The 20,022-nt window shown below is 67.1% G+C and carries 20 protein-coding genes; 10 read left to right on the forward strand and 10 right to left on the reverse strand.

All coding sequences use genetic code 11. From position 1 onward, the window contains the following. Positions 1–3: 3 nt before the first annotated feature. The gene (locus tag WFI54_RS07090) at positions 4–2,082 is read right to left on the reverse strand and encodes an Ig-like domain-containing protein (protein ID WP_336652087.1); all 2,079 of its coding nucleotides are present in this window, start codon (positions 2,080–2,082) and stop codon (positions 4–6) included. A gap of 227 nt (positions 2,083–2,309) precedes the next feature. On the opposite strand from WFI54_RS07090, the gene WFI54_RS07095 reads away from it, so the two are divergent. Together WFI54_RS07095 and WFI54_RS07100 are read left to right on the forward strand one after the other, a co-directional pair. Then, on the forward strand, positions 2,310–2,942 hold the full coding sequence (locus WFI54_RS07095) for a hypothetical protein (protein ID WP_336652088.1): 633 nt from the start codon (positions 2,310–2,312) through the stop codon (positions 2,940–2,942). Positions 2,943–3,274: 332 nt separating this feature from the next. Beyond that, positions 3,275–4,114, forward strand: a complete 840-nt coding sequence (locus WFI54_RS07100) for an SDR family oxidoreductase (RefSeq protein WP_336652089.1) — start codon at positions 3,275–3,277, stop codon at positions 4,112–4,114. Between the two features lie 32 nt (positions 4,115–4,146). Here the strand turns inward: WFI54_RS07100 and WFI54_RS07105 are convergent, their stop codons facing one another. Further along, complete coding sequence (locus WFI54_RS07105) at positions 4,147–5,208, reverse strand: NYN domain-containing protein (RefSeq protein ID WP_336652090.1); 1,062 nt, start codon at positions 5,206–5,208, stop codon at positions 4,147–4,149. A gap of 188 nt (positions 5,209–5,396) precedes the next feature. Here WFI54_RS07105 and WFI54_RS07110 point away from each other — a divergent pair, with 188 nt between their 5' ends. From WFI54_RS07110 to WFI54_RS07120, 3 genes are read left to right on the forward strand one after another with little or no spacing between them, the layout of a single operon-like run. Further along, the gene (locus WFI54_RS07110; RefSeq protein ID WP_336652091.1) at positions 5,397–6,833 is read left to right on the forward strand and encodes a ferredoxin reductase family protein; all 1,437 of its coding nucleotides are present in this window, start codon (positions 5,397–5,399) and stop codon (positions 6,831–6,833) included. Beyond that, the gene (locus WFI54_RS07115; protein ID WP_336652092.1) at positions 6,830–7,348 is read left to right on the forward strand and encodes an FMN-binding protein; all 519 of its coding nucleotides are present in this window, start codon (positions 6,830–6,832) and stop codon (positions 7,346–7,348) included. The genes WFI54_RS07110 and WFI54_RS07115 overlap by 4 nt, the downstream gene beginning before the upstream one ends. Continuing rightward, a complete protein-coding gene (locus WFI54_RS07120) occupies positions 7,345–8,205 on the forward strand; it encodes an FAD:protein FMN transferase (protein WP_336652093.1) in 861 nt (286 codons plus the stop codon). Before WFI54_RS07115 ends, WFI54_RS07120 begins: the two co-directional genes overlap by 4 nt. 12 nt (positions 8,206–8,217) lie before the next feature. On the opposite strand, the gene WFI54_RS07125 is transcribed toward WFI54_RS07120, so the two are convergent. The 5 genes from WFI54_RS07125 to WFI54_RS07145 form a co-directional block, all read right to left on the reverse strand. Then, positions 8,218–9,210 (reverse strand): sensor histidine kinase, encoded by a 993-nt coding sequence (locus WFI54_RS07125; RefSeq protein WP_336652094.1) that lies wholly within the window; start codon positions 9,208–9,210, stop codon positions 8,218–8,220. After that, complete coding sequence (locus WFI54_RS07130; protein WP_336652095.1) at positions 9,207–9,878, reverse strand: response regulator transcription factor; 672 nt, start codon at positions 9,876–9,878, stop codon at positions 9,207–9,209. Before WFI54_RS07130 ends, WFI54_RS07125 begins: the two co-directional genes overlap by 4 nt. 29 nt (positions 9,879–9,907) lie before the next feature. Further along, positions 9,908–10,804, reverse strand: coding sequence for a hypothetical protein (locus WFI54_RS07135; protein WP_442918646.1), 897 nt, complete (start codon positions 10,802–10,804; stop codon positions 9,908–9,910). Positions 10,805–10,893: 89 nt separating this feature from the next. Then, entirely contained in the window at positions 10,894–12,501 is a 1,608-nt protein-coding gene (locus WFI54_RS07140) for an ABC transporter permease (protein WP_336652096.1), read from the reverse strand. Beyond that, positions 12,498–13,268 (reverse strand): ABC transporter ATP-binding protein, encoded by a 771-nt coding sequence (locus WFI54_RS07145; RefSeq protein ID WP_336652097.1) that lies wholly within the window; start codon positions 13,266–13,268, stop codon positions 12,498–12,500. The genes WFI54_RS07140 and WFI54_RS07145 overlap by 4 nt, the downstream gene beginning before the upstream one ends. 295 nt (positions 13,269–13,563) lie before the next feature. Here WFI54_RS07145 and WFI54_RS07150 point away from each other — a divergent pair, with 295 nt between their 5' ends. The 5 genes from WFI54_RS07150 (at position 13,564) to WFI54_RS07170 (ending at position 17,226) form a co-directional block, all read left to right on the forward strand. After that, complete coding sequence (locus WFI54_RS07150; RefSeq protein ID WP_336652098.1) at positions 13,564–13,791, forward strand: hypothetical protein; 228 nt, start codon at positions 13,564–13,566, stop codon at positions 13,789–13,791. A gap of 79 nt (positions 13,792–13,870) precedes the next feature. Continuing rightward, a complete protein-coding gene (locus WFI54_RS07155; protein WP_336652099.1) occupies positions 13,871–14,299 on the forward strand; it encodes a hypothetical protein in 429 nt (142 codons plus the stop codon). 1 nt (position 14,300) lies between these two features. Continuing rightward, the gene (locus tag WFI54_RS07160; RefSeq protein ID WP_336652100.1) at positions 14,301–14,534 is read left to right on the forward strand and encodes a helix-turn-helix transcriptional regulator; all 234 of its coding nucleotides are present in this window, start codon (positions 14,301–14,303) and stop codon (positions 14,532–14,534) included. A gap of 5 nt (positions 14,535–14,539) precedes the next feature. After that, positions 14,540–15,487, forward strand: a complete 948-nt coding sequence (locus WFI54_RS07165; protein WP_336652101.1) for an NAD(P)-dependent alcohol dehydrogenase — start codon at positions 14,540–14,542, stop codon at positions 15,485–15,487. A 119-nt stretch (positions 15,488–15,606) separates the two neighbouring features. Then, the gene (locus WFI54_RS07170) at positions 15,607–17,226 is read left to right on the forward strand and encodes an MFS transporter (protein ID WP_336652102.1); all 1,620 of its coding nucleotides are present in this window, start codon (positions 15,607–15,609) and stop codon (positions 17,224–17,226) included. Positions 17,227–17,278: 52 nt separating this feature from the next. Here WFI54_RS07170 and WFI54_RS07175 read toward each other — a convergent pair whose 3' ends face one another. The 3 genes from WFI54_RS07175 to WFI54_RS07185 all read right to left on the reverse strand — a co-directional run bounded on the left by WFI54_RS07175 (position 17,279) and on the right by WFI54_RS07185 (position 19,867). Beyond that, positions 17,279–17,659, reverse strand: coding sequence for a rhodanese-like domain-containing protein (locus tag WFI54_RS07175; RefSeq protein ID WP_336652103.1), 381 nt, complete (start codon positions 17,657–17,659; stop codon positions 17,279–17,281). A gap of 11 nt (positions 17,660–17,670) precedes the next feature. Next, positions 17,671–18,267: a DUF4395 domain-containing protein gene (locus WFI54_RS07180; protein WP_336652104.1), complete on the reverse strand. Its 597-nt coding sequence runs from the start codon at positions 18,265–18,267 to the stop codon at positions 17,671–17,673. Between the two features lie 169 nt (positions 18,268–18,436). Beyond that, entirely contained in the window at positions 18,437–19,867 is a 1,431-nt protein-coding gene (locus WFI54_RS07185) for an MBL fold metallo-hydrolase (protein ID WP_336652105.1), read from the reverse strand. Positions 19,868–20,022: the final 155 nt, after the last annotated feature.

Raw genomic sequence — 20,022 nt, forward strand, 5'->3', positions numbered from 1 at the left:
GTGTCAGACGCTTCGCCGGGTTCGGCGACGCACCATCAGCATGCCTCCGAGGAGCAGCGCCCCTGCCGCGAGCAGCAGCCCCGACGAGTCAGCTCCGGTATTCGCAAGCTGCGCACTGGCGGGGCGAGTCCCGGTGCCGGCGGGCGCATTCGTGCCCGTCGTGGGCACGGTCAGGTTGATCCTGAAGGCCTGATCGGCAAACTGACCGACCCTGTCGGTGGCGCGCACAATGAGTTCGTACTGCGTGTTCACCGCCATGCCTCGCGTGTCGACGGTGACGAGACCGGCGTCGTCTACCGTCGCGGGGCCTGTTGGGAGCTGCATCGAGAACATCGAGAATACCGAGAGCTGCGGGGCAGGGGCGAAGTTCGCCGGGCCCGGCTTCGGCAGCGCGGTCGGCTGCTGCAGCACGATGAATGCCCCGGTCTCGGGCAGGTTGCCTGGCAGCAGTGCCCCAGCGTCGAACTGCACCAGATCGCCAATTTTGACAGTCTTGGTGACAAGGCTGGGCTCGGTGTGCGCGAAGATCGGCTTCGGCAGCACACCAATCGTGACTGTTCCGGTATCGGCACCGCCCTTGACATCGGTGATGGTGTAGTTGAGCGAGATCTGATGCACGGCCTCGCCTGCGTTCCAAGCGTGGCTCGGCACGATCTCGACTGTGCCTGCGGCCAAATTGGGTGCAACGGCCGCATCTCCCGAGACAAGGGTGACGGCGGTGAGGGTCTTGCCGTCTCCGCTAGCGCCGTCGAGCAGGTCGAGCACGAACGACTCGTCGGGCTGCTCCATCGCCAGGTCGGGGGCGACCGCACCGTTGAATGCCTCGAAGCGCACCTCGGCGGTCTCCGACTGCCCGACGATGTCGGTGACCTTCACCGTGACACTGTCGATTGCGCCCCACGGCATCGAGGTCGGCGCCGAATAGGTGACCACACCGGCATCATTCACTGTCGCAGTGCCCGTGTTGGGCGGTGTGACGATGGTGTAGCCCCCGGTTGCGGGGATCGCCGACTCGTTCAAGACCTCGATCGCCGAGGTCGCGCTGCCGCCGATGGGCACGCCACGCAGCTGCGTCGGTGCGGTGATCACCGGCGGACGCAACACCCGCACGTTGATCTGCGCCGTTGCGGGGCCGTTGTCGTCGGTGACGGTGTACGGAGCGGCAAAGGTGTAGCCGTTCTGCAGCGGGTTCCAGACAACGGCGGGAGGCGTGAAGTTCGCGCCTGTTGCGTCGAAGGTCACGGAGGCGTTGCCCGGGTTGGCCATCACGCTCGTGAGACGCGCGTTCACGCCTCGGGCATGGTTGGGCAGCACATCCACGCGGGTGCTCGTGTTGCCGCCGCCGTAGGGGATGTTGACGTTGAAGGTGTCGGCTTCAGCGGTGCCTTTGATTCTGAAGGTCAGCGGCTGGTAGGTTTCGCCCGACTGTCCGTACTTGTCGGTGGCGAGGATCCGCACCGATGCAGTGCTGTTAGGCGCGGCGTTCGCGGGGGCCGTATAGGTGACGATTCCGTTGCTCGCCACAGTGGCGGATCCCATTGTCGGCTGCGCTTTGACCGAGTAGCTACTCCCGCCGGTCGCCACGCCGGACACGAACTCTTCGCCGCGAGCCTCGACCCGCAGCTGCACCGTCTCGCCGGCGGCGACAACGGCATCGGCCGGCCCGGAGGCGAACACCCACGGCTTGTGCACGAAGGTGAGGTTGAGCTGCCCACTGGCGTTCTCGCCGGTGCGCTCGACCGTGTACCCCACCGTCGCCTGGGTGCGGTGTTGAGGGAAAGCCGGCGTCTGCGTCGGCGAGACCCCGATCTGGGTGGGACCGAGAAAGCCCGCACTCACCCCCGCCGACGGACTCAATGCGACGATCGTACTTCCAGCCTCGAGGTGGCTCTGGAGATCGATATTTCCGTTGTTCGCGGGAATCGTGAGATCGATGGTCGGGGCCGCAGGCGGCGCAGCCTGAGCCGGCACGGCGACACCGACGAGGGCACCAGTCGCGACGAGGAACGCCAGCGCACCCGACACGAAACGAGCAGCTCCAGAACGGTGTTCCGCACGCTGGGAATGCGATTGCAGCGTCATCTGTGATCCCCCAAAACAGATCGCCGCGCCCACTTTCTCAGCGAACTTGGACGGCGTCCACTCGAGGAGTGTATCAGCGCAGGTTCTCGCGCAAGAACCCAGCTAGCAACAATTTTACCGGGCGTTCCCGAGCGCACGGTCCACATACAGGCCACCCCCGCGGCGTAGACTCGCGAGGCGCGCGGGATCCGCCGCCCGAATGCCGCCACCCCAAACTGAGGAGACCCGTGACCCGAGAGCACCAACGCCCCGTGCTCCAGCCGACCGCCGATTTCGACTGGATCATCGGCTCCGACGAGCCTGGCGCTGCGCACCGCCTCGCCCAGCAGACCTCCTGGGCGCTGCTCGACCGGGTGCGTTCAGGCGCCGACCCGGAGGTTGTCGAGCGCGTGGTGGGGTTGGCTTCCTCAGGCCCGGGCATCGATGACATCGCCGAGCTGTGGGCACAGGAGGGCACGCACTCGCTCGCGGGCGTGCTGTGGCGGCTCTACCTGCTGCGGCGGGTGGTGGCCGGCGATGCGGAGGGCTCGGCAGATCTCTTTCGGCGCGGATCAACCGTAGCCACAACCATCGACCCTGTTGTTGCGGGGGCGGCCGAGCCCGTCACTCCGGGGTCGATCGGCGAGCTGTGCGACACGATTCTGCGCGGGGCGTTCGTGGGAGATCTCGGTGCCGCGCTCGACCGGGCCGCGAGTTACTGCCGGGTGATGGCGCTCGGCGCAGCCGACCTCGCCGACACGCGCGACACGCATGACGACGCCCACGCCGGGCAGCTCACCACTCGTGCGCTGCGCTATTCGAAGATGGCGCAGGAGCTCCACGCCGGCGCCCGCCGCTGGCGCGACGGCTCCCTCGCCTGAGCGAATCCGCTGCGTTAGACTGGTGCCGCCGGGCCGCAGTAACCCCGGGCTCCAATTTTTGCCGCTTCGAGCGGCCTTCCGCCGAGAGGCGTTTCTGCGGTCCGGTTCTTCATGCCCGGCGCATGAAACCCGGCTTCTCGCTGTACGCCCGCTGCCCAGCCCAGCTGGTCTGCGCCCACGCCCTCCCATTGTCAGATCCGTCGGCTGGCACGATACTGGAGCCGTGGACGGCGTCGACGTGCACCCGGGCCAGGCCGTTCCACCGGCGCGCCAAAGCATGCCGGAATGGCTCGGCGCCCCGTGCGCGGGGCGATTCCCCGAAAGGAACCACCATGTCACGCACCTATGTCATCACCGGCGCCGCCTCGGGCATCGGCAAGACCACAGCCGAACTGCTGCGAGCCGAAGGGCACACCGTGATCGGCGTCGACCTCGCGGGCGCGGAGGTCGATGGAGACCTCTCGACTCCTGCGGGGCGTCACGCCGCAGCGGAGGCAGCCACCCAGCAGGCCGGCGGCACCGTGGATGCGGTGATCGCCTGTGCCGGTCTCTCCCTGCCGAAGGCCATCACCGCGTCGGTCAACTACTTCGGCATGACCGAGTTTCTGGAGGCGATGCGCCCCGCGCTCGCGCAGTCCACTGCGCCGCGGGCGGCCCTGGTGTCATCGTTGTCATCGGTGCAGCCGGTGTACCCGCCGCTTGTCGACGCGTTCCTGCGTGACGACGAGGCAGCCGCGGTTGGCATCGCCGAGGAGCTCGCCCAGAACGAGCAGACCGGCGGGCTCATCTACGCGTCATCGAAGCAGGCGATCTCGCGCTGGGTGCATCGGGAGGCGGTAACCGAGCGCTGGGCCGGGGCGGGTATCCCGCTGAACGCGGTTGCTCCGGGTGTGGTGAACACCCCGATGACGGCCGAGCTACGCGCAACCCCGGGCGGCACGGCCCTGATCGACACCGTGGTGCCGATGCCGCTGGGCTACCACCAGGAGCCGGAGAGCATCGCGAAGCTGCTGATCTGGCTCACCTCGGTCGACAACACGCACTGCTGCGGCCAGACGATCTACTGCGACGGCGGCGCGGAAGCTGTGCTGCGCGGCGAGGACGTGTGGTCGTGGAACAACGATGCGATCGCCCAGAAGTTCACCGAACTGTTCTCGCAGCTCGGTCGCTGAACCTCCCGAGGTGCCGGGCGCGGGGCGGGCCGCTACGGGTGCTGCTCACGCAGGCGCACGAGACGCTCGTGCCCGGTCTCCTCGAGTTCGGCGATATCGGATCGCGATTTCAGGAAGTCCGAGAACGAGCGGAAGCCGAGCGCTTTCTCGTTGAATGACGGATCCATCCGGCGCATCTGCTGCTTCACGGCCGAGCTGTGCAGCCACCCGGAGTCGTCCTTCTCCTGCCCCAGCCAGAGCGCCCGAATGAGGAGCCCCGTCACGGCGATGTCGAGATCGTCATCGCTCTCATCGGTGAGGTCATCGCTGAGATCATCGGCGATGTCATCCTGTACTGCAGGATCCGCTTCGATCACCGCGCCACGGCCGCGGCGCCGCGAGCCGCGCCCGCCACCTCCCGCGGTTTCAGCGCTCTGCTCTGCCACGGTCTCAGCCTCGGTGACTTCGATCCCGACCGGCTCGCGGGAGGCAGTCACGGCTTTTCCGCGCCGCTGGCGTTTGGCGGGCTGCTCCTGCTCGCGGCGGGGCAGTTCGACGCCGGGCAGCGCGTCGTAGGAAGCGAACTCATCGCAGGCCGCAGTGAGGGCCTTCGCGGTAGAGCCTGCAACCCCAATGCCCACGACGTAGCGGCCGAGCCGCTTGCAGCGCTGCGCGAGCGGCACGTAGTCGGAGTCGCCTGCGACGATCACCACGTGGGTGAGGTCATCGAGGCGGAACATGTCTTCAACGGCGTCGACCGCGAGCCGGATATCGGCACCGTTCTTGGCGTAGGCCGCGGCGGGGAAGAGCTGCACGAGATCGACAGCGCGCGCAACGAGCTGCGCGCGGTAGTCGGCGTTGATGGGTGACGACCAGTCGGCGTATGCGCGGGTCAGTACGAGCGTGCCGAAGGAGGAGGCGTAGTCGATGACGGCGCCCACGTCGACGACTGCCGCGCGCAGGCGGGCGGCGATCTCAGTGTCGGAGGGATCTTCGGCGATGCGCTGCCTGTCTCGGGCATAGGAGTTGCGTCCGTGCACCCGGTCGTACCAGGAGAGCACGATGTTGTCGAAGTCGAGGTAGACGGCCACACGGCCGTTCTGAGTATTCGCCACGGTCTCAGTCTGACAGGCAACGGGGCGTCGCGCGGGCGCAGCCACGATTCACAGCACACGCGGAGGCCACGGAAACACGCATCGCGCTCAGCCCTCGCCTTTTTGTGTTCACCTAGAGACAGCTGCAAAATTGCTGAGCGCGCCGCTTTCTGAGACTCGTCTGGGATGGTGGGGCGCACGCTGAGCGCATGACCACTCTCGCATCAACCCAGCAGTCTCCGGCAGCCCTCCGCCGCTCAGGCCCGCAGGCGTGGCGCGCCGCCGCAACGGCGACGGTCTGGCTCACCAGCCTGGCGACCCTCGCCCTCTGGGTCGGGGGCGGCGGCCTGCAGGCGATCGCCGCGCTGACCCCGGAAAGCCTCGCGAGTGTCGCACGCATCGCGGGGCTCGTCTCCGCCAATCTCCTGCTGCTGCAGGTGCTGCTCATGGCGCGCGTGCCCCTGTTCGAGCGGGGCTTCGGACGCTCGGGCATCACACGGATGCATCGCCTGACGGGGATCTGGTCGGTCTCACTGCTCGCGGTGCACATCGTGCTCATCGTTGCGGCGTATGCGCTGCAGGACGGCGTGAATCTGATCGCTGAAGCCTGGGACGTGATCTGGGGATCCCCCGGGGTGTTCGCGGCGAGCCTCGGGGTGATCGCGCTGATCGGAGTGATGGCGACCTCGGCGCGTCGGGCCAGGCAGCGGCTTCGCTACGAGACCTGGCACCTGCTGCACCTCTACGCCTACTTCGGTGTCGCCATCTCAGTGCCCCACATGCTGCTCACCGGGCACGAGTTCGTCGGCAATCCAGTGGCGAGCTGGTATTGGTGGACGCTCTGGGCCGTCGCGGCAGGCTGCGTGCTCGTGTTCCGTGTGGCGGTGCCCCTGTGGCGGTCGGCACGGAGCCGGATCCGAGTTGCCGAGGTGGTCTCGGAGGGCAGCCGCGGGGTAACGGTGCGCCTGCACGGACGAGGCTTGCACAGGCTCGGGGCCCGCGCCGGTCAGCACTTCGTGTGGCGTTTTCTCGACGGGCCGGGGTGGAGCCGCGGCCACCCGTTCTCGCTCTCCGCGGCTCCCACCGCCGATCGCCTGCAGCTGTCGGCTCGGGTCGTAGGTGATGGCACCCGCCGTTTGGCCGATCTCGCCCCGGGCACCCCGGTGATGATCGAGGGGCCCTACGGCAGCATGACCGGCGCTGCACGCACCCAGCCGGGGCTGCTGATGATCGGCGCAGGGGCTGGGGTCGCGCCGCTTGTCGCGATTCTCGAGGATGAGCCCTTCGCGCCGGGTGAAGCGGTGCTCGTCACCCGCGAACGCGCGGCAGAGCAGACGATGCTCGGCGAGTCGATCCGCCGTCTCATCACCGACCGCGGCCTGGTGCACTACACGCTGCTCGGGCCCCGGGCCCAGGGCGGGTCGTCGTGGCTGCCCGCGCAGTATGCGCATCACGACGGCGCTGAGCTGCTACAGAGTCTCGCACCGGGCGGGGGCGACGGGCTGGCCCGCTGCGACGTCTATCTCTGCGGGCCACCGGCGTGGATGACAGCCGTGCAGCACGATCTCCTCGCCGCTGGCGTCGCTCCAGCCCACCTGCACACCGAACACTTCACCCAAGAACGATTGACAGGAGGCGCATCATGAAGCGCATCATCTACGCACTGCTCAGCACGCTCAGCGCCGCGGTGCTCGTCGGCAGCTATTACTTCTCACTGCACGACGCCGGAGCCCCCGCGAGCACGGCCACAACCACTAGCGTCGGCAGCACGCCAATCACCGCCGATACCGGCGCCACGCCCAGCACCGGCAGCAGCACCTCAGGCGCGCTGTCAGGCAGCGGCGACAGCACCAGCTCGACCGCGGTCGGGCAGGCGACGTTCACCGATGGCAACTACACCGGGACTGCGGTGCAGACCCGCTATGGTCCGGTGCAGGTGGCAATCACGGTGTCAGGGGGGCGGATCGCGGATGTGCAGGTGCCCCAGTACCCGAGCGGCGGCGGGCGGGAGCAGCGCATCAACTCCGATGCGGTGCCGCAGCTCGTCGACGAGACGCTCGCTGCGCAGTCTGCGCACATCGATATGGTGTCCGGTGCGACCTACACGATGAGCGGGTACCTGTCCTCGCTGCAGAACGCACTCGATCAGGCCCGATCATGAACGAGCGCTCCCGCCTCAGCCGCACCGCCGAAATAATGGGCACCGTGGTCAGCGTGCACGCCATCGCCGCCGGTTCCGCCGACCTACAGGATGAGGCGCGGTTCGTAGCCGCCGCCGACGCCGCATTCGAGGATCTGCGGGACGCCGAGCGCGTCTTCTCGACGTTTCGACCCGACTCGGAAATCTTGCGGTTGCGCGATGGCTCCCTCGACGCCGCGCTCGCTGACCCGCGCATCGAGGAGGTGCGTCGGGCGTGCTTGCGGGCTGAGACCGAAACAGGCCATCGCTTCTCCGCGGCATGGCGAGGGTGGTTCGACCCCACCGGCTATGTGAAAGGCTGGGCCGCAGCCGACGCGTTCGACAGACACCTCCGTTCCCTGCTCGACGAACCCGCAATTGCGGCCGTAGGCATCAACGCTGGCGGAGACATGCAGCTGGCAACTGCTGCGAGCGCCGACTGGGAGTGGCGGGTGGGCATCGCTGATCCGCTGCGCCCTGGTGCGCTGCTCGCCACGGTGCAGCTGCGCAACGGCGCGGTGGCCACCTCGGGCAGCGCCGAGCGCGGCGCCCATATCCTCGACCCGCGCACGGGTCTCGCTGCGCACGGCGCGGTCAGCGCCACCGTCGTTGCAGAGCGGCTCGTTGACGCGGATGTGTGGGCTACTGCGGCCGTAGTGGCCGGCATCGAGGATCTGGGGTGGATCGGGGCAGCGGCGCACACGCGCGGTGTCATCGTGGGTGCCGACGGGCGCACCAGGCGGTGGGCTTCCGGTGTCGAGTGGGCAGCAGCCGACAGTGCAGCTCTCGACAGTGCAGTTCTCGGCGGCGTGGGGATCGACGGCGCCAGGCACCGCTGATTCAGCGGCCGGTCACACGCTCGGCATGCGCAGCAGAAATACGGTGCCCTCTGGCGAACTCGTCTCAACACCGACGCTGCCACCGGCCCGCCGAGCGAGATCCTTGGCGAGCGCGAGCCCTAACCCGAAGCCGCGCCGCTGCCCGGTCTCGGAGCCGCGCGCGAAGCGTTCAAAGATGCGATCGCGATCCGCTGCTGCAACCCCCGGCCCGTGATCGATGACGCGAATCTCTACCGCGGGGCCGCTCCGTCGGCACGCGACCGCAACCGTCGCGCCGACGGGGCTGTGCCCGATCGCATTGTCGATGAGCACCATGCAGGCCCGCGCCAGCTCGGAGGTAGCCAGCCCGACATGCACCTGCGCTGCGTTGCCCAGATCGCAGGAGAGCCGCACCCCGCGCGCTTCGGCGAGCGGTGCCAGCCGTTCAGCCGCCGTCGTCACACCCTCACCCACCGCGCCGCTGCGGTGCCGCCCTGCAGCGGCCGCATCGGCCTCGCCGGACGCGGCGACCAGCAACTCGTCTAGGGTTTCGCCCATCGACGCAGCATCATCGCCGAGCTTCGCGACCACCTCATCGATCGGATCGCCGCGCTCGCGACGGCGCTCAAGAATCTGAATACGACTCACGAGCGCCGTCAAGGGGGTGCGCAGCTCGTGGCTCGCATCGGCGACGAACTCGCGTTGCAAACGCAGCGCGTCGGCGAGCGGTCGCACCGCGCGCGCCGCGGACACCCAGGCGATCACACCGAGGAGCGCCACAGCCACCACGCCGAAGCCGATCACCCACGGCACCACCTGGTCCGCATCGACGACCACGTGATCCGCATCCCCCCGCTCACCTGCAGGGCCGCGCTCAGGCCGCGCCGTCGCGACAATCACGAGCACGAGCACCGTAATCCCCACCGCGATGATCAGCGCTGACGATACCCCCACGAGCAGCGCGATGCGCCGCGCAGCCGCCCGCACCCGCGCATTGTCTGCAGACCCGCGACGTTCCTGGCTCACTCGGGCACCCCCAGCCGGTAGCCTCTGCCGCGCACCGTCTCGATCAGGCTGTGGCCAGCTTTGCTGCGCACATAGTGCACGTAGGTCTCCACCGATCCGGGGCTGACCGGGGCCTCGCCAGAGGCGAAGACGGCCGCAAGCAACTCGTCACGGGTAAACACGTGCTCAGGGCTTGCGGCGAGCGCGGCGAGCAGTCGGGTCTCTGTATCGGTGAGGGTGATCCTCGCCCCGCTCTCCGTGTAGAGCGCTTGCGTTTCGGGCACGAGAGTCCACGATCCGATCTCGCAGCGTCGCCCCGCAGTCGTCGCTGAGCGCGTGAGGGCGCGCAGGCGGGCGAGCAGTTCTTCGAAGGCGAAGGGTTTCACCAGGTAGTCGTTGGCGCCGGCGTCGAGGCCGGTGACACGGTCATCGATGGCCCCGAGCGCTGTCAGCAGCAGGATCGGCGTGGCAATGCGGGCTGTGCGGATCGCCCGCACCAGTTCGACCCCGTCCATGCCGGGGAGGCGCCTGTCGAGCACCATCACCGCGTAGGGGCGGCGGAGTGCCTGCGCCAGGGCCGCGTTGCCGTCGCTTTCGTGGTCGACATCGTACTGCTCAGAGAGCACCTCGATCGTCATCTCGGCGATCTCGAGGTCGTCCTCCGCATAGAGCAGAGCAGGAAGGTGCATGTGCCCAGAGTACGACCCCGGCACTGAAATCACACGGGCGTGTCGTCCGAGTCGGCTCGTGCTTTCCCCGATCCGCGTGTCACCGCAGTAGCGGCCCGTTTCGCGGAGCGCCCCACCGCACCGGCACCCGCCGCGATCGACCCGCCGGCGCTGCGGGCTCCCCGCAGCATGCGGCGCTCGATCCGTTCCGCCCCCTCGCGCGGTGCCAGCTCAGGGGCGAAGCCCACTGGGGCCGGGCCGAAGGATCGGCGCGACGCCGCAACCACGCGGCGTCCCAGAATGTGGTTGCCGGCGCCACCCACCGCGGCGCCGATCCCGAACGGCAGCGCCTTGCCCACGATCGAGCCGCCACCAATCTTCGCGAAGTGTTGCACGAAGGAGCGCTGCAGCTTGTCGAGCACCGGGCGCACCGCGCCGCGGGGCAACGACTTCGTCACCACCTCACCCCAGAACCCGGAACGCCCGATGCCGCCGCCCGCGACCTGCTGTGTGAACTGCCCCAGGAGCTCCCCTGCCTCCTGCCCAAGCATGAGCGTCATCACGAGCATCCTGGCACGGTCGGGGTTTTCGACGGGGATGCCGTGCACCTCCGCCACCGACTGCGCGAACAGGGCCGTGCTCTCCAAGAACCCCACGGTCTCTACCCCTGAGAGCGCGAGTGTCGCCGGGGTGCTGATCGCGGGGATAACTGCGGTTGCACCGACCGCGGCACCGCCGCTCGTGATCGCGAGCAGGTAGCGGCGCTCCAGAATGCGGATCACCTGATTGGGGGTGGCGTGCGGGGAGCGCAGGCGCACACTGCGGATGTGGGCCAGCACCACCGGGCGCTGCACCGCCAGCGCGCGGTCGAGCGCCCTCGCAAAGGCGGGGCGCGGCGCTGAGGGCTCTGGGGCCGTGACGACGACGGGGTGCTGCTGTTCATTCACGCCGCGATTGTACGGAGCCGGTATGGGAGCGGTCGGCATGTTTCGCCGTGGGCGGAGGGGGTTGCCAGGCGGATACGGGTGGAGGCGGTCTATGCGCTCACAAGGTCTCGGTTGCGGAAGCGCACCAGGGCGAGCGCCGCGAAAGCGACGGCCGCCGCCGCCATCAGCCACACCGGCCACCACGACGGATCCTGGCTGCCGGGCTGCGGCACTGCCCAGAACGGGGTCGCCTGCACCACATCGTGCGGGATGCCGAGCACATCACCGAGCGCGGCGAGCAGCACCAGCACCCCGTACACCGACCACGCAGTTGCTGCGGCAACCCGGGGCAACCAGGCAGCGAGCAGCGCGGTCACCCCGATAACGAGTGCCACGGTCGGCCAGTAGGCGAGGGCACCGACGGCGTAGCGCCACGCCTGCCCCGGATCGCCCGTCTGTGCGCCGTAGGCGGCACCCTGCAGCAGCCCGCCGATGCCCAGCATCAACGCCGAGGCGACCGCAGGAATCGCGATCCGCACCCCCGTCCACGACCACCGAGACACCGCAGCCGACCATTCGAGCTCGCCGTGTGCGGCTTCGTCGCCGCGGAGCGCAAGCGTCGATTCGACCGCGAAGCCCGCGACAAGCACGGCGAGAAACACGAGCAGAAACCCGAGGAGCCCATCAACCGGGGTGTCGGTGCCGCTCGTGAGCGCCGCGCCGATCGGCGAGGAGCCAAGATCGGTGATGAGCTGCTCCATGAGCTTCGCGATACCGCCGAAGAACAAGCCGCAGACGGCGACCCCGAGCGTCCAGGCGATGAGCGAGGTGCGCTGCAAACGGAGAGGCACCCCCAGAACCGTGCTCAGTAACGGCGAGGCGCGACTTGGCCCCGGCCGGGCGGGAATGACGCCCTCGCCGAGGTCGCGACGGTTCTCAAGCGCGAGCGCCCCGGCTGCGCAGGCCAGCGCAAAGCCGAACGGCAGTAGCAGCACCCACCAGGTGTTCTCACCGAAGGATCGTGTCTGCTGCCCCCAGCCGATCGGTGACACCCAGCTCAGCCAGAGCGGGGTCTCCCCTGTCGCGTTCACATCGGCGAGGGCGCGTACGAGGTAGGCGGCGGCGAGCGCGAGACCCGCCCACGCGTTTGCCGCGCGCGCGGTCGAGGCGAGCTGTCCGGTGATCGCCGCGATACCGACGAAAGCGATCGCAACACCGGAGTAGGAGAGCCCCATGAGCATCGAGCCATCGGCTGGGAGACCCGTGAGGATCGCGGCGATGCCGGAGAGGAGACCGGTGACCAGCGCGAAGCCTGCGGCGAGGAGCCATCCTGCCACGGTGGGGGCGTGCCTGCCGAGCGCGGTGGCGCGCAGGAGTTCAGTGCGGCCGGCTTCTTCTTCGGCCCGGCCGTTGCGGGTGACGAGAAAGATGCTCACGAGCGAGAGCGCGATGGCGTTCGACATCCAGAGCTTGATGTTGAGGATGCCGCCGGCGGTGGCCGCGGCGTAAGGTAGCCCGGTGAGCGCGGCAACCGATGGGGTGTTCGCGATCGCCGCGTAAGCGTCACGGTCTGCCTGGGTGGGGAAGAGCGACTGCTGATACGCGACGACGAACATCACCAGCGCGGGGATGACGAGCGCCCAGATGAGAATGCGCAGCCAGGAACGACGCAGCTGAAAGGCCAGCATCTTGCCGAGACCGGCGAAGTTGCCGTTCATGCCTCGCCTCCGCGCTGTCGGTGTCGCCCCACCGCGGTGTCGGTAGATCCCGCGGCGGATCCGCCGGCGAGTTCCGCAGTGCCGTAGTGTGCGAGGAAGCGAGCTTCCAGGTCTTGCTCCCCCTGCACTGGAGATACTTCGACCGTGCGTCCCTTGCGGATGATCGTCACATCGTCGCAGAGCCGCTGCACCTCGGAGATGAAGTGGCTCGAGAGCAGCAAGGTGCGGCCATCGGCGCGGATCTCCTCGACGCACTCACGGAACACCTGTTCCATGAGCGGATCGAGGCCGCTTGTGGGTTCGTCGAAGATGAAGAGCTCGGCGCGCGATGCGAGTGCGGCGATAAGCGCCACCTTTTGCCGGTTGCCTTTCGAGTAGCTGCGAGCCTTCTTCGAGGGGTCGAGGTCGAAGCGTTCGACGAAGTGGGCGATGCGGGCCGGGTCGTGGTCGCCGCGGAGCGAACTCACGATATCGATGGCCTGCCCGCCGGTGAGATTCGGCCAGAGCGTGGTCTCGCCCGGCACGTAGGCGATGCGCCGGTGCAGTGCGACCGCGTCGCGCCAGGGGTCTGCGCCGAGCACGCTCGCACGGCCAGCGTTCGCGCGGATGAGCCCGAGGAGCACGCGAATCGTCGTCGATTTGCCCGAGCCATTCGGGCCGAGGAAGCCGTGCACCGTGCCCGTCGGCACGGTGAGGTCGAGCCCGTCGAGCGCGAGCGTTTTGCCGAATCGTTTGCTGAGGCCTGTAGCCTCGATCGCGCTGCCCATCTGACTTCCTTCTCTCACAGAACGGCGGGGCGTCCGGCGCGGAGGCCTCACTATCGCGAGTGTACGCCCGCGATGGAATGCTGGGTACCCATCCCTGCGCGTCCATCGCGCGTCTCGCCTGACTCCGGGAGCCTCGCAGCGGTCGCCACATACACCGAGCGTGCTGGTGCGTCAAGCACTAGTTGTGGTGGCGGCGCTGACCGTACGGTGAGATTCCCGGATTCTCGCGGAAGACGGCGGTGCTTCCCGGATCCCGGATCCCCTTCGCGCTGCATGGACGATCGAGGAGACCGCAATGACTCTGGATAGCTCTCAGCGGCAGACGTGTCTGGGGCAGGGCGCTGCGTCCGCGCCAATGCCGCCGCCCGCTCGCGCGGGGTTCGCCGCCAGGCTTGGTGCCTCTGTTCGTGAGGCGGCGGGTGCGATGGGGCTGATCCGCCGCCGCCGCAGGCGCACCGAAATCGCGCTGCTGCCCGATGATCCATACGCGCGCTATCTCGAGTGGTCACGGAAAGGCGAGTAAAACTTTCTTGACATGATGTGCAGAACGCTTTACCTTTGACGTGTCAAAGATATTTGACGCACTCGGTGAAGGAGGAAGCGTGTCTCACGAGGAGAAGAACACCTGGGCGTTCGGCATCATCGCCCCGCTCGGTTTCGTGGCGTATCTGACGCTCAGCTACATCAACGGCGACGGCCCACTCGACCCGAAGGGGTACCTGTGGCCGATGATCTGGTCGATCATCGGCGCGATCGTTGCGGGCATTCTTGCCGGCATCGTGATCGGCATCGTTGACGGCACCTCAGGCCTGCGGGGTGCCGGCCGGGTGGATCGCCGCGACAAGGAGATCGGCTGGCTCGGCGATCGGGTGGGCAACTCGTTCATCACCATCGGCGGCTCAGGCGCGATCGTGCTCTGCTTCATTGAGGCGCCGCACGTGTACATTGCGAACGCCTTGTACCTCTGCTTCATTCTCGCGGCGATCCTGCAGACGATCACGAAGCTCATCGCCTACCGCAGGGGGTTCTGACATGGCGAAGCCAACGCGCGTTACCAACAAGATCCGCTCCCTGCGCTTCTCGGCAGGAGAGATGACGCAGGCCGATCTCGCCGACCGCATCGGGGTCACCCGGCAGACGGTTATCGCGATCGAACAGGGCAAGTATTCGCCGTCGCTTGAGATGGCGTTCCAGATCGCTCACGTCTTCGGGGTGGGCCTCGATGACGTGTTCAGCTACGAACAGGAAGCAGGTGAGCCACGATGAAAGCTGTGGTGAGGCACACGTATGGAAGCCCGTCGACGCTGCGCGTGGAGGAGGTGGCCGAGCCGTCGCTCGAGCCGGGGCACGTCATCGTCAAGGTGGCAGCCGCGGGCGTCAACATGGCGGAGTGGCATTTGACGACTGGTGAGCCGCGGATCGCGAGACTCGCCCTGGGCTTTCCGCGCCCGAAACGGATCACGCTCGGCGAGGATGTCGCCGGCGTGGTGGCGGCCGTGGGCCCGGGGGTCACGCGCGTTCGGGTGGGCGACGCGGTGTTCGGTTCGGCGCGCGGATCCTGGGCTGAGCTTGTGAGCGCAACAGAGGAGCTCCTGCAGCCATTGCCCGAGGGTGTCACCTTCGAGCAGGCGGCGGGACTGCCGATGTCGGGCTACACGGCCTTGCAGGCTCTGCGCGCTTGCGGGCCGGTTCAGGGGAAGCGGATCGCGGTGACGGGCGCTGGGGGCGGCGTGGGTTCCGCGCTCGTGCAGTTGGCGTCGGCACGCGGGGCGCGGGTGACGGCGGTGTGCAGCACCGCGAAGGTAGGTTTTGTGCGCGAGCTGGGGGCGCACGAGGTGATCGACTACACGGTGGCAGATCCCACCGCGGTCGGACAACGGTTCGACGTGGTGCTCGACTTCGCTGGCAACCTGCCGATCCGCCAGTGGAAGCCGGCCATCGTGGCCGGCGGCGTGCTCGTGCTAGGCGGCGGCGAGGGCGGCGGGAAGATGCTTGGGGCGGTGTCGCGGTCACTGCAGGCGCCATTCACCCGCGGTATCAAGGTCGTCACCCTCATGGCGATGCCGAAGGGCGAAGACCTCGCTGCGCTCGCGCAGGTGGTCGCCGCAGGCGAGATCCGCCCCACCTTCGCGCGCAGCTACACCTTCGCGGAGGCCACGCAGGCCGTGGATGCCGTGCGCTCCGCTGCATACGCGGGGAAGGTGGCACTCACCCCCTAGTTGCCGACAGGGCGTCGATAAGATATTTTGCTGTCATCATCTTCGCGACGCCCTACACTGCTGCTACTCCCGGCACGAGGGCGGGAGCCGCGAGAACCCCCACAGAAAACAGGTATCTGATGAACTCGACGCGCAAAAAGTGGTTCGGTCTCCTCTTCATCAGTCTTGCCGTCGCGATGATCATCGTCGATGCAACGATTGTGAACGTTGCGATTCCGAGCATCATCGACGACATCGGCATCACCTCAACTCAGGTGCAGTGGGTGCAGGAGAGCTACACGCTGGTGTTCGCTGCGCTGCTGCTCGTCTTCGGCTCACTCGCCGACCGGCACGGGCGCAAGCGACTCCTCATACTCGGTATTGCAGTATTCGGTGCGGCTTCGATATTCGCGGCGCTCGCACCCAACGGAGAGTTGCTGATCCTCGCACGCGTGCTGCAAGGGGTGGGCGGTGCCATGGTGCTCCCCACCACCCTTTCGATCATCAACACCGGATTCACCGGCCGCGAGCGCGGAATCGCGTTTGCCGTCTGGGGCGCGACAATCGGCGGCACCGTAGCTTTGGGCCCGCTGCTCGGAGGCTGGCTGACCGAGTACTACTCATGGCGGTGGGCGTTCGGCATAAACATTCCGCTGGGATTGATCATTATCATCGGCCTCCTCGCGACCGTGTCCGATCGTCGAGACCCCAGCGCACAGGGACGCATCGATTTCGGCGGCGCCATCATCTCCGTATTCGCCAGCGCGTCACTCGTGTTCGGGCTCATCGAGGGGCGAACCTATGGCTGGTGGGCGGTGAATCCTGCCAACACCTTCACCATCGGCTCCTGGGAGTGGCCGTTTGCCGTATCAGTCGTCCCGCTATCTTTCACGGTGACGGTGATCTCGGTGGTGCTCTTCATCGTGCGTGCGCGGCGACGCGAACGGCTTGGCCAGGCGTCGTTTCTTTCGCTTTCACTGTTCGCCATCCCCTCGTTCCGCAACGGCAACGTGGCGGCGCTCATTGTGTCACTCGGCGAGTTCGGCATTCTCCTCGCGATCCCGCTCTGGCTCCAGAACGTCGCCGGGTACGGCGCGCTTGAAACCGGCTTCGTGCTCCTCGCCCTTGCGATCGGTTCGTTCGTCGCAAGCGGCCTCTCGAGCGGCCTGCTCAAAGTGATGTCCCCCCTCGCGATCGTTCGCATCGGGCTCTTGCTCGAGTTCGTGGGTGTCCTGGCCCTCGGCATCGGTCTTGCCGCCACCTCGACGTGGGTGCTCCTCGCGCCGTGCCTCTTCATCTATGGCTTGGGAGTGGGTCTCGCCACCGCCCAACTCACTGGGGTGATCCTTGTCGACGTGCCCAAGCAGCTCTCTGGACAGGCCTCGGGCACCCAGAGCACGGCCCGTCAGATCGGCTCCGCTCTCGGCATTGCTGTGCTCGGCACCGTGCTCTTCACCGTAAGCTCCAGCAGCTTCGCCACCACACTGGACCAACAGTTCAGCTCGATCCCGAGCAGCGCACGGTCCCAGCTCGTCACCACCCTCGACCGTTCAGCAGGGGCGGCGATCCCTGCGCTGAGGGCACAAGATCCGGCAGTCGGCGCCGCTGCCGCAGATGCATTCACCGCTGGCACACAGTGGTCGGCTTACATCGGATCCGCGTTTCTCATCTTTGGGTTTGCAGCGACTTTTCGCCTGCACCCGCAGCGGCCAGAAGGCTCTGACGCTGAGGTCGCGAAGGATCCCGCGACTGAGAGCTGACGCCTGCTCTGCACCCGTCGGATTCTGGGTGGAGACCGCGGGTCCACGGTGACTACCGCACGATGCTGACTCCTGTGGCATCCGCAGCTCGCTCAAGAGAACCCAGGTTGGTGAGGCTGGTGAATCCGGCCTGCTCCATGAGCGTGAGCGCTTGGCCTGCACGGTTCCCGGATCGGCAATAAATGAGGTAGGCCGCGTTGGGGTCGAGATCTGGGATGGCTTCCGCGACTTCACCAGCATTCAAGTCAAGCAGTTTCGCTCCTTCGAGGTGCCCTGTCGCGTACTCCGCGGGGGTGCGCACATCGAGAATAACCGCATTCTCTGGGATCTCGGGGGCACCCGCAGGGGCGGGTGCACTGGAGCAGGCTGCGAGGCCGAGCGCGAGCGCGCCAGCGGCTACCGGAAGAGCGATTTTCGTGAGTGTTCGAAGCATTGTGGGTCCTGTCAATCTAGGGAAGGGGTGATCTGTGAGCGAGTAGGGGGTTCGGGCATGGGCACAGTGGAGTCAGGCATCTCGCAGGTGCCGCCTGCGCAGTACTGCGGTGCGGTGCGCGAGAAGAGGGACTGAAGTCGGCATCCTACGCAGATGCCGAACGCTGTTTCCAAGAAGAGGAAGGTAAGACACACACCGCAGAGGATGAGCGTGACCCAGAGCGGCGCCTGGAGAATGCCGGTCGCGAGACAGGCCGCGAGCCCCATGCTGTAGCCAAGCCACCATGCGAACATCTTTTGGGATGCGCCGACCCATTCGGGCTGCTGCCGGGCGACAATCATGCGTGCGAGGGCGAGGGAGGGCGCGAATCTGTCGCCGGCGAGGACGCGGATCAGCATGTCGAGCACGAACACCGCACCGAAGGGCTTCAACGGGTCGGCGCTTCCCGTGTGAACGGCATTGAGATAGAGCACGATGCCGGGGAGGAAAAGGAGGCCTGCTGCGGCTCTTGCCTCACGTTCGTTGATCACCGGAACGGTGTAGCCCGGGACAATCCGGCCGATGCGCGGCCGAGCGGCTGCGGATGCGCGGTGAGTTGTGCGGGTCACGCGAAGCCTTTCATGAGGTTCGGGGCTTCCTGAGTGAGGACGAATGCACCCATGGCGAGCAGAGGAGCCCCAGCACGAAACCGACAAGCACCGCAAGCAGCGGGGCAATGATGAGCGTCAGTTCCATGCGGGGCCCCGAGCGGGGAAATACGGTCTCCCGTGAGACCGCTCAGACTGTGGCCAGTGCGCCCGTCTCGGGCACGTTGCCTGCTGCCTTCCAGGCCGCGTAGCTGCCATCGAGCTCGGCGACATCGTAGCCAGCGCGGCGCAGCGCGCTGGCCGCAACGCTATTCCGCACTCCGCTCTGGCAATACGTGACGATCGTGCCGGCTCCAGGGTCGGGGAGCAGGTCGAGGTTCCACATCACGCGCCCACCTGAGAGCTGCCGCGCACCGGGCAGGTGGCCCTCCGCAAACTCGGTCTTGTTGCGCACGTCGAGCAGCAAGACCCGCTCGACACTGTCGAGTTCCTCCGGTTGCACGAGCCTCGGAGTCACCAGATCGAGACCGCTGAGCGAGGTGACGTACCCACGCACCGTGTCGATGCCGACGCGAACCAGGTGATCCCGCACCGCCTCGGCCTCATTAAGGTCGGCGGCGAGAAGCACCAGGGGACGCTGCTCGACCAAGGGGTCAATCACCCAAGCTCCGTAGCTGGCAGCTTTGTCGACTCCGGGGATGTTGAGCGAACGCTCGACAGTGCCGCGGTGCACGTCACTGTTATGTCGGGTATCGACCAGGATGACCGTATCGGCGGCAAGTTCCGCTGATAGTTGCTCGGCTGTGTATTCGACGAGCTCGGGCTGCTCACCGATCACTGCGGGCCCGACCTTGTTCTCCATTTTCATCCGCCCGAAGTAGGCGTGCGCATCGGGCTGCCCGCTGAGGAGCTCATCGATGAAGCCTTGTTCATCATCGTTCTTCAGGTACCGACTCCACCAGGAGAAATTGCGTTCGTAGCCGACAGTCGTTGAGGGGGTCGCGCCGAGCGCTTTGCCGCAGGCGCTGCCCGAGCCGTGCGCCGGGAGCACCTGCACGTAGTCGGGCAGCGTGAGGAAGCGGTCGCGCAGGCTCGTGAAGAGATCCTTCGCGCCTTGAAAGCGGGTGTCGATGAAGCCCGCGGCTTCGTCGAGGAGGTCGGGACGGCCAAGATCACCCACGAACACGAAGTCTCCGGTGAGCATGAATCCCGGTTCGTCTGTCTGCGCGCCGTCCGTGATGAGGAAGGACATATGCTCGGGAGTGTGGCCAGGCGTGTGCACCGCCTCAAGGACGATGTTGCCGAGCCTGATCCGGTGGCCGTGCTTCATCCGCACTGCACTGTCGAAGTCGGAACCGTAGGTCCAGTCCGGGCCGCCCTCGTCGGATATGTACATCCGCGCGCCGGTCCTCGCGGCGAGCTCGCGGGTGCCCGAAAGGTAGTCGGCGTGGATGTGTGTCTCGGTGACAGCGACAATGCTCATGGCGTGCTTTGCAGCGAGCTCAAGGTATACGTCGAGGTCGCGGCGCGGGTCGACGACAATTGCCTCGCCCCTCGCTTGGCAGCCGATGAAGTAGCTCGCCTGCGCAAGATCCTCGTCGTAAATGCGTTCCAACAGCATGATCAGATCCTTCGATGTCGTAAACGGAGCAGCTTCACTGGCAGCTGCAGCGGTCGGCTTCGGGAACCCCTGCGAGGGCTTCGTCGATGTGCTGGCCGCAACCGGCCCAGGTGGGCTTTCCGCAAGTCGAGCAGGTGATTCGAGCGCACATAGTG

Origin of the sequence: Leucobacter sp. MMO-125 (assembly GCF_037148395.1) — a bacterium.
GTDB lineage: Bacteria > Actinomycetota > Actinomycetes > Actinomycetales > Microbacteriaceae > Leucobacter.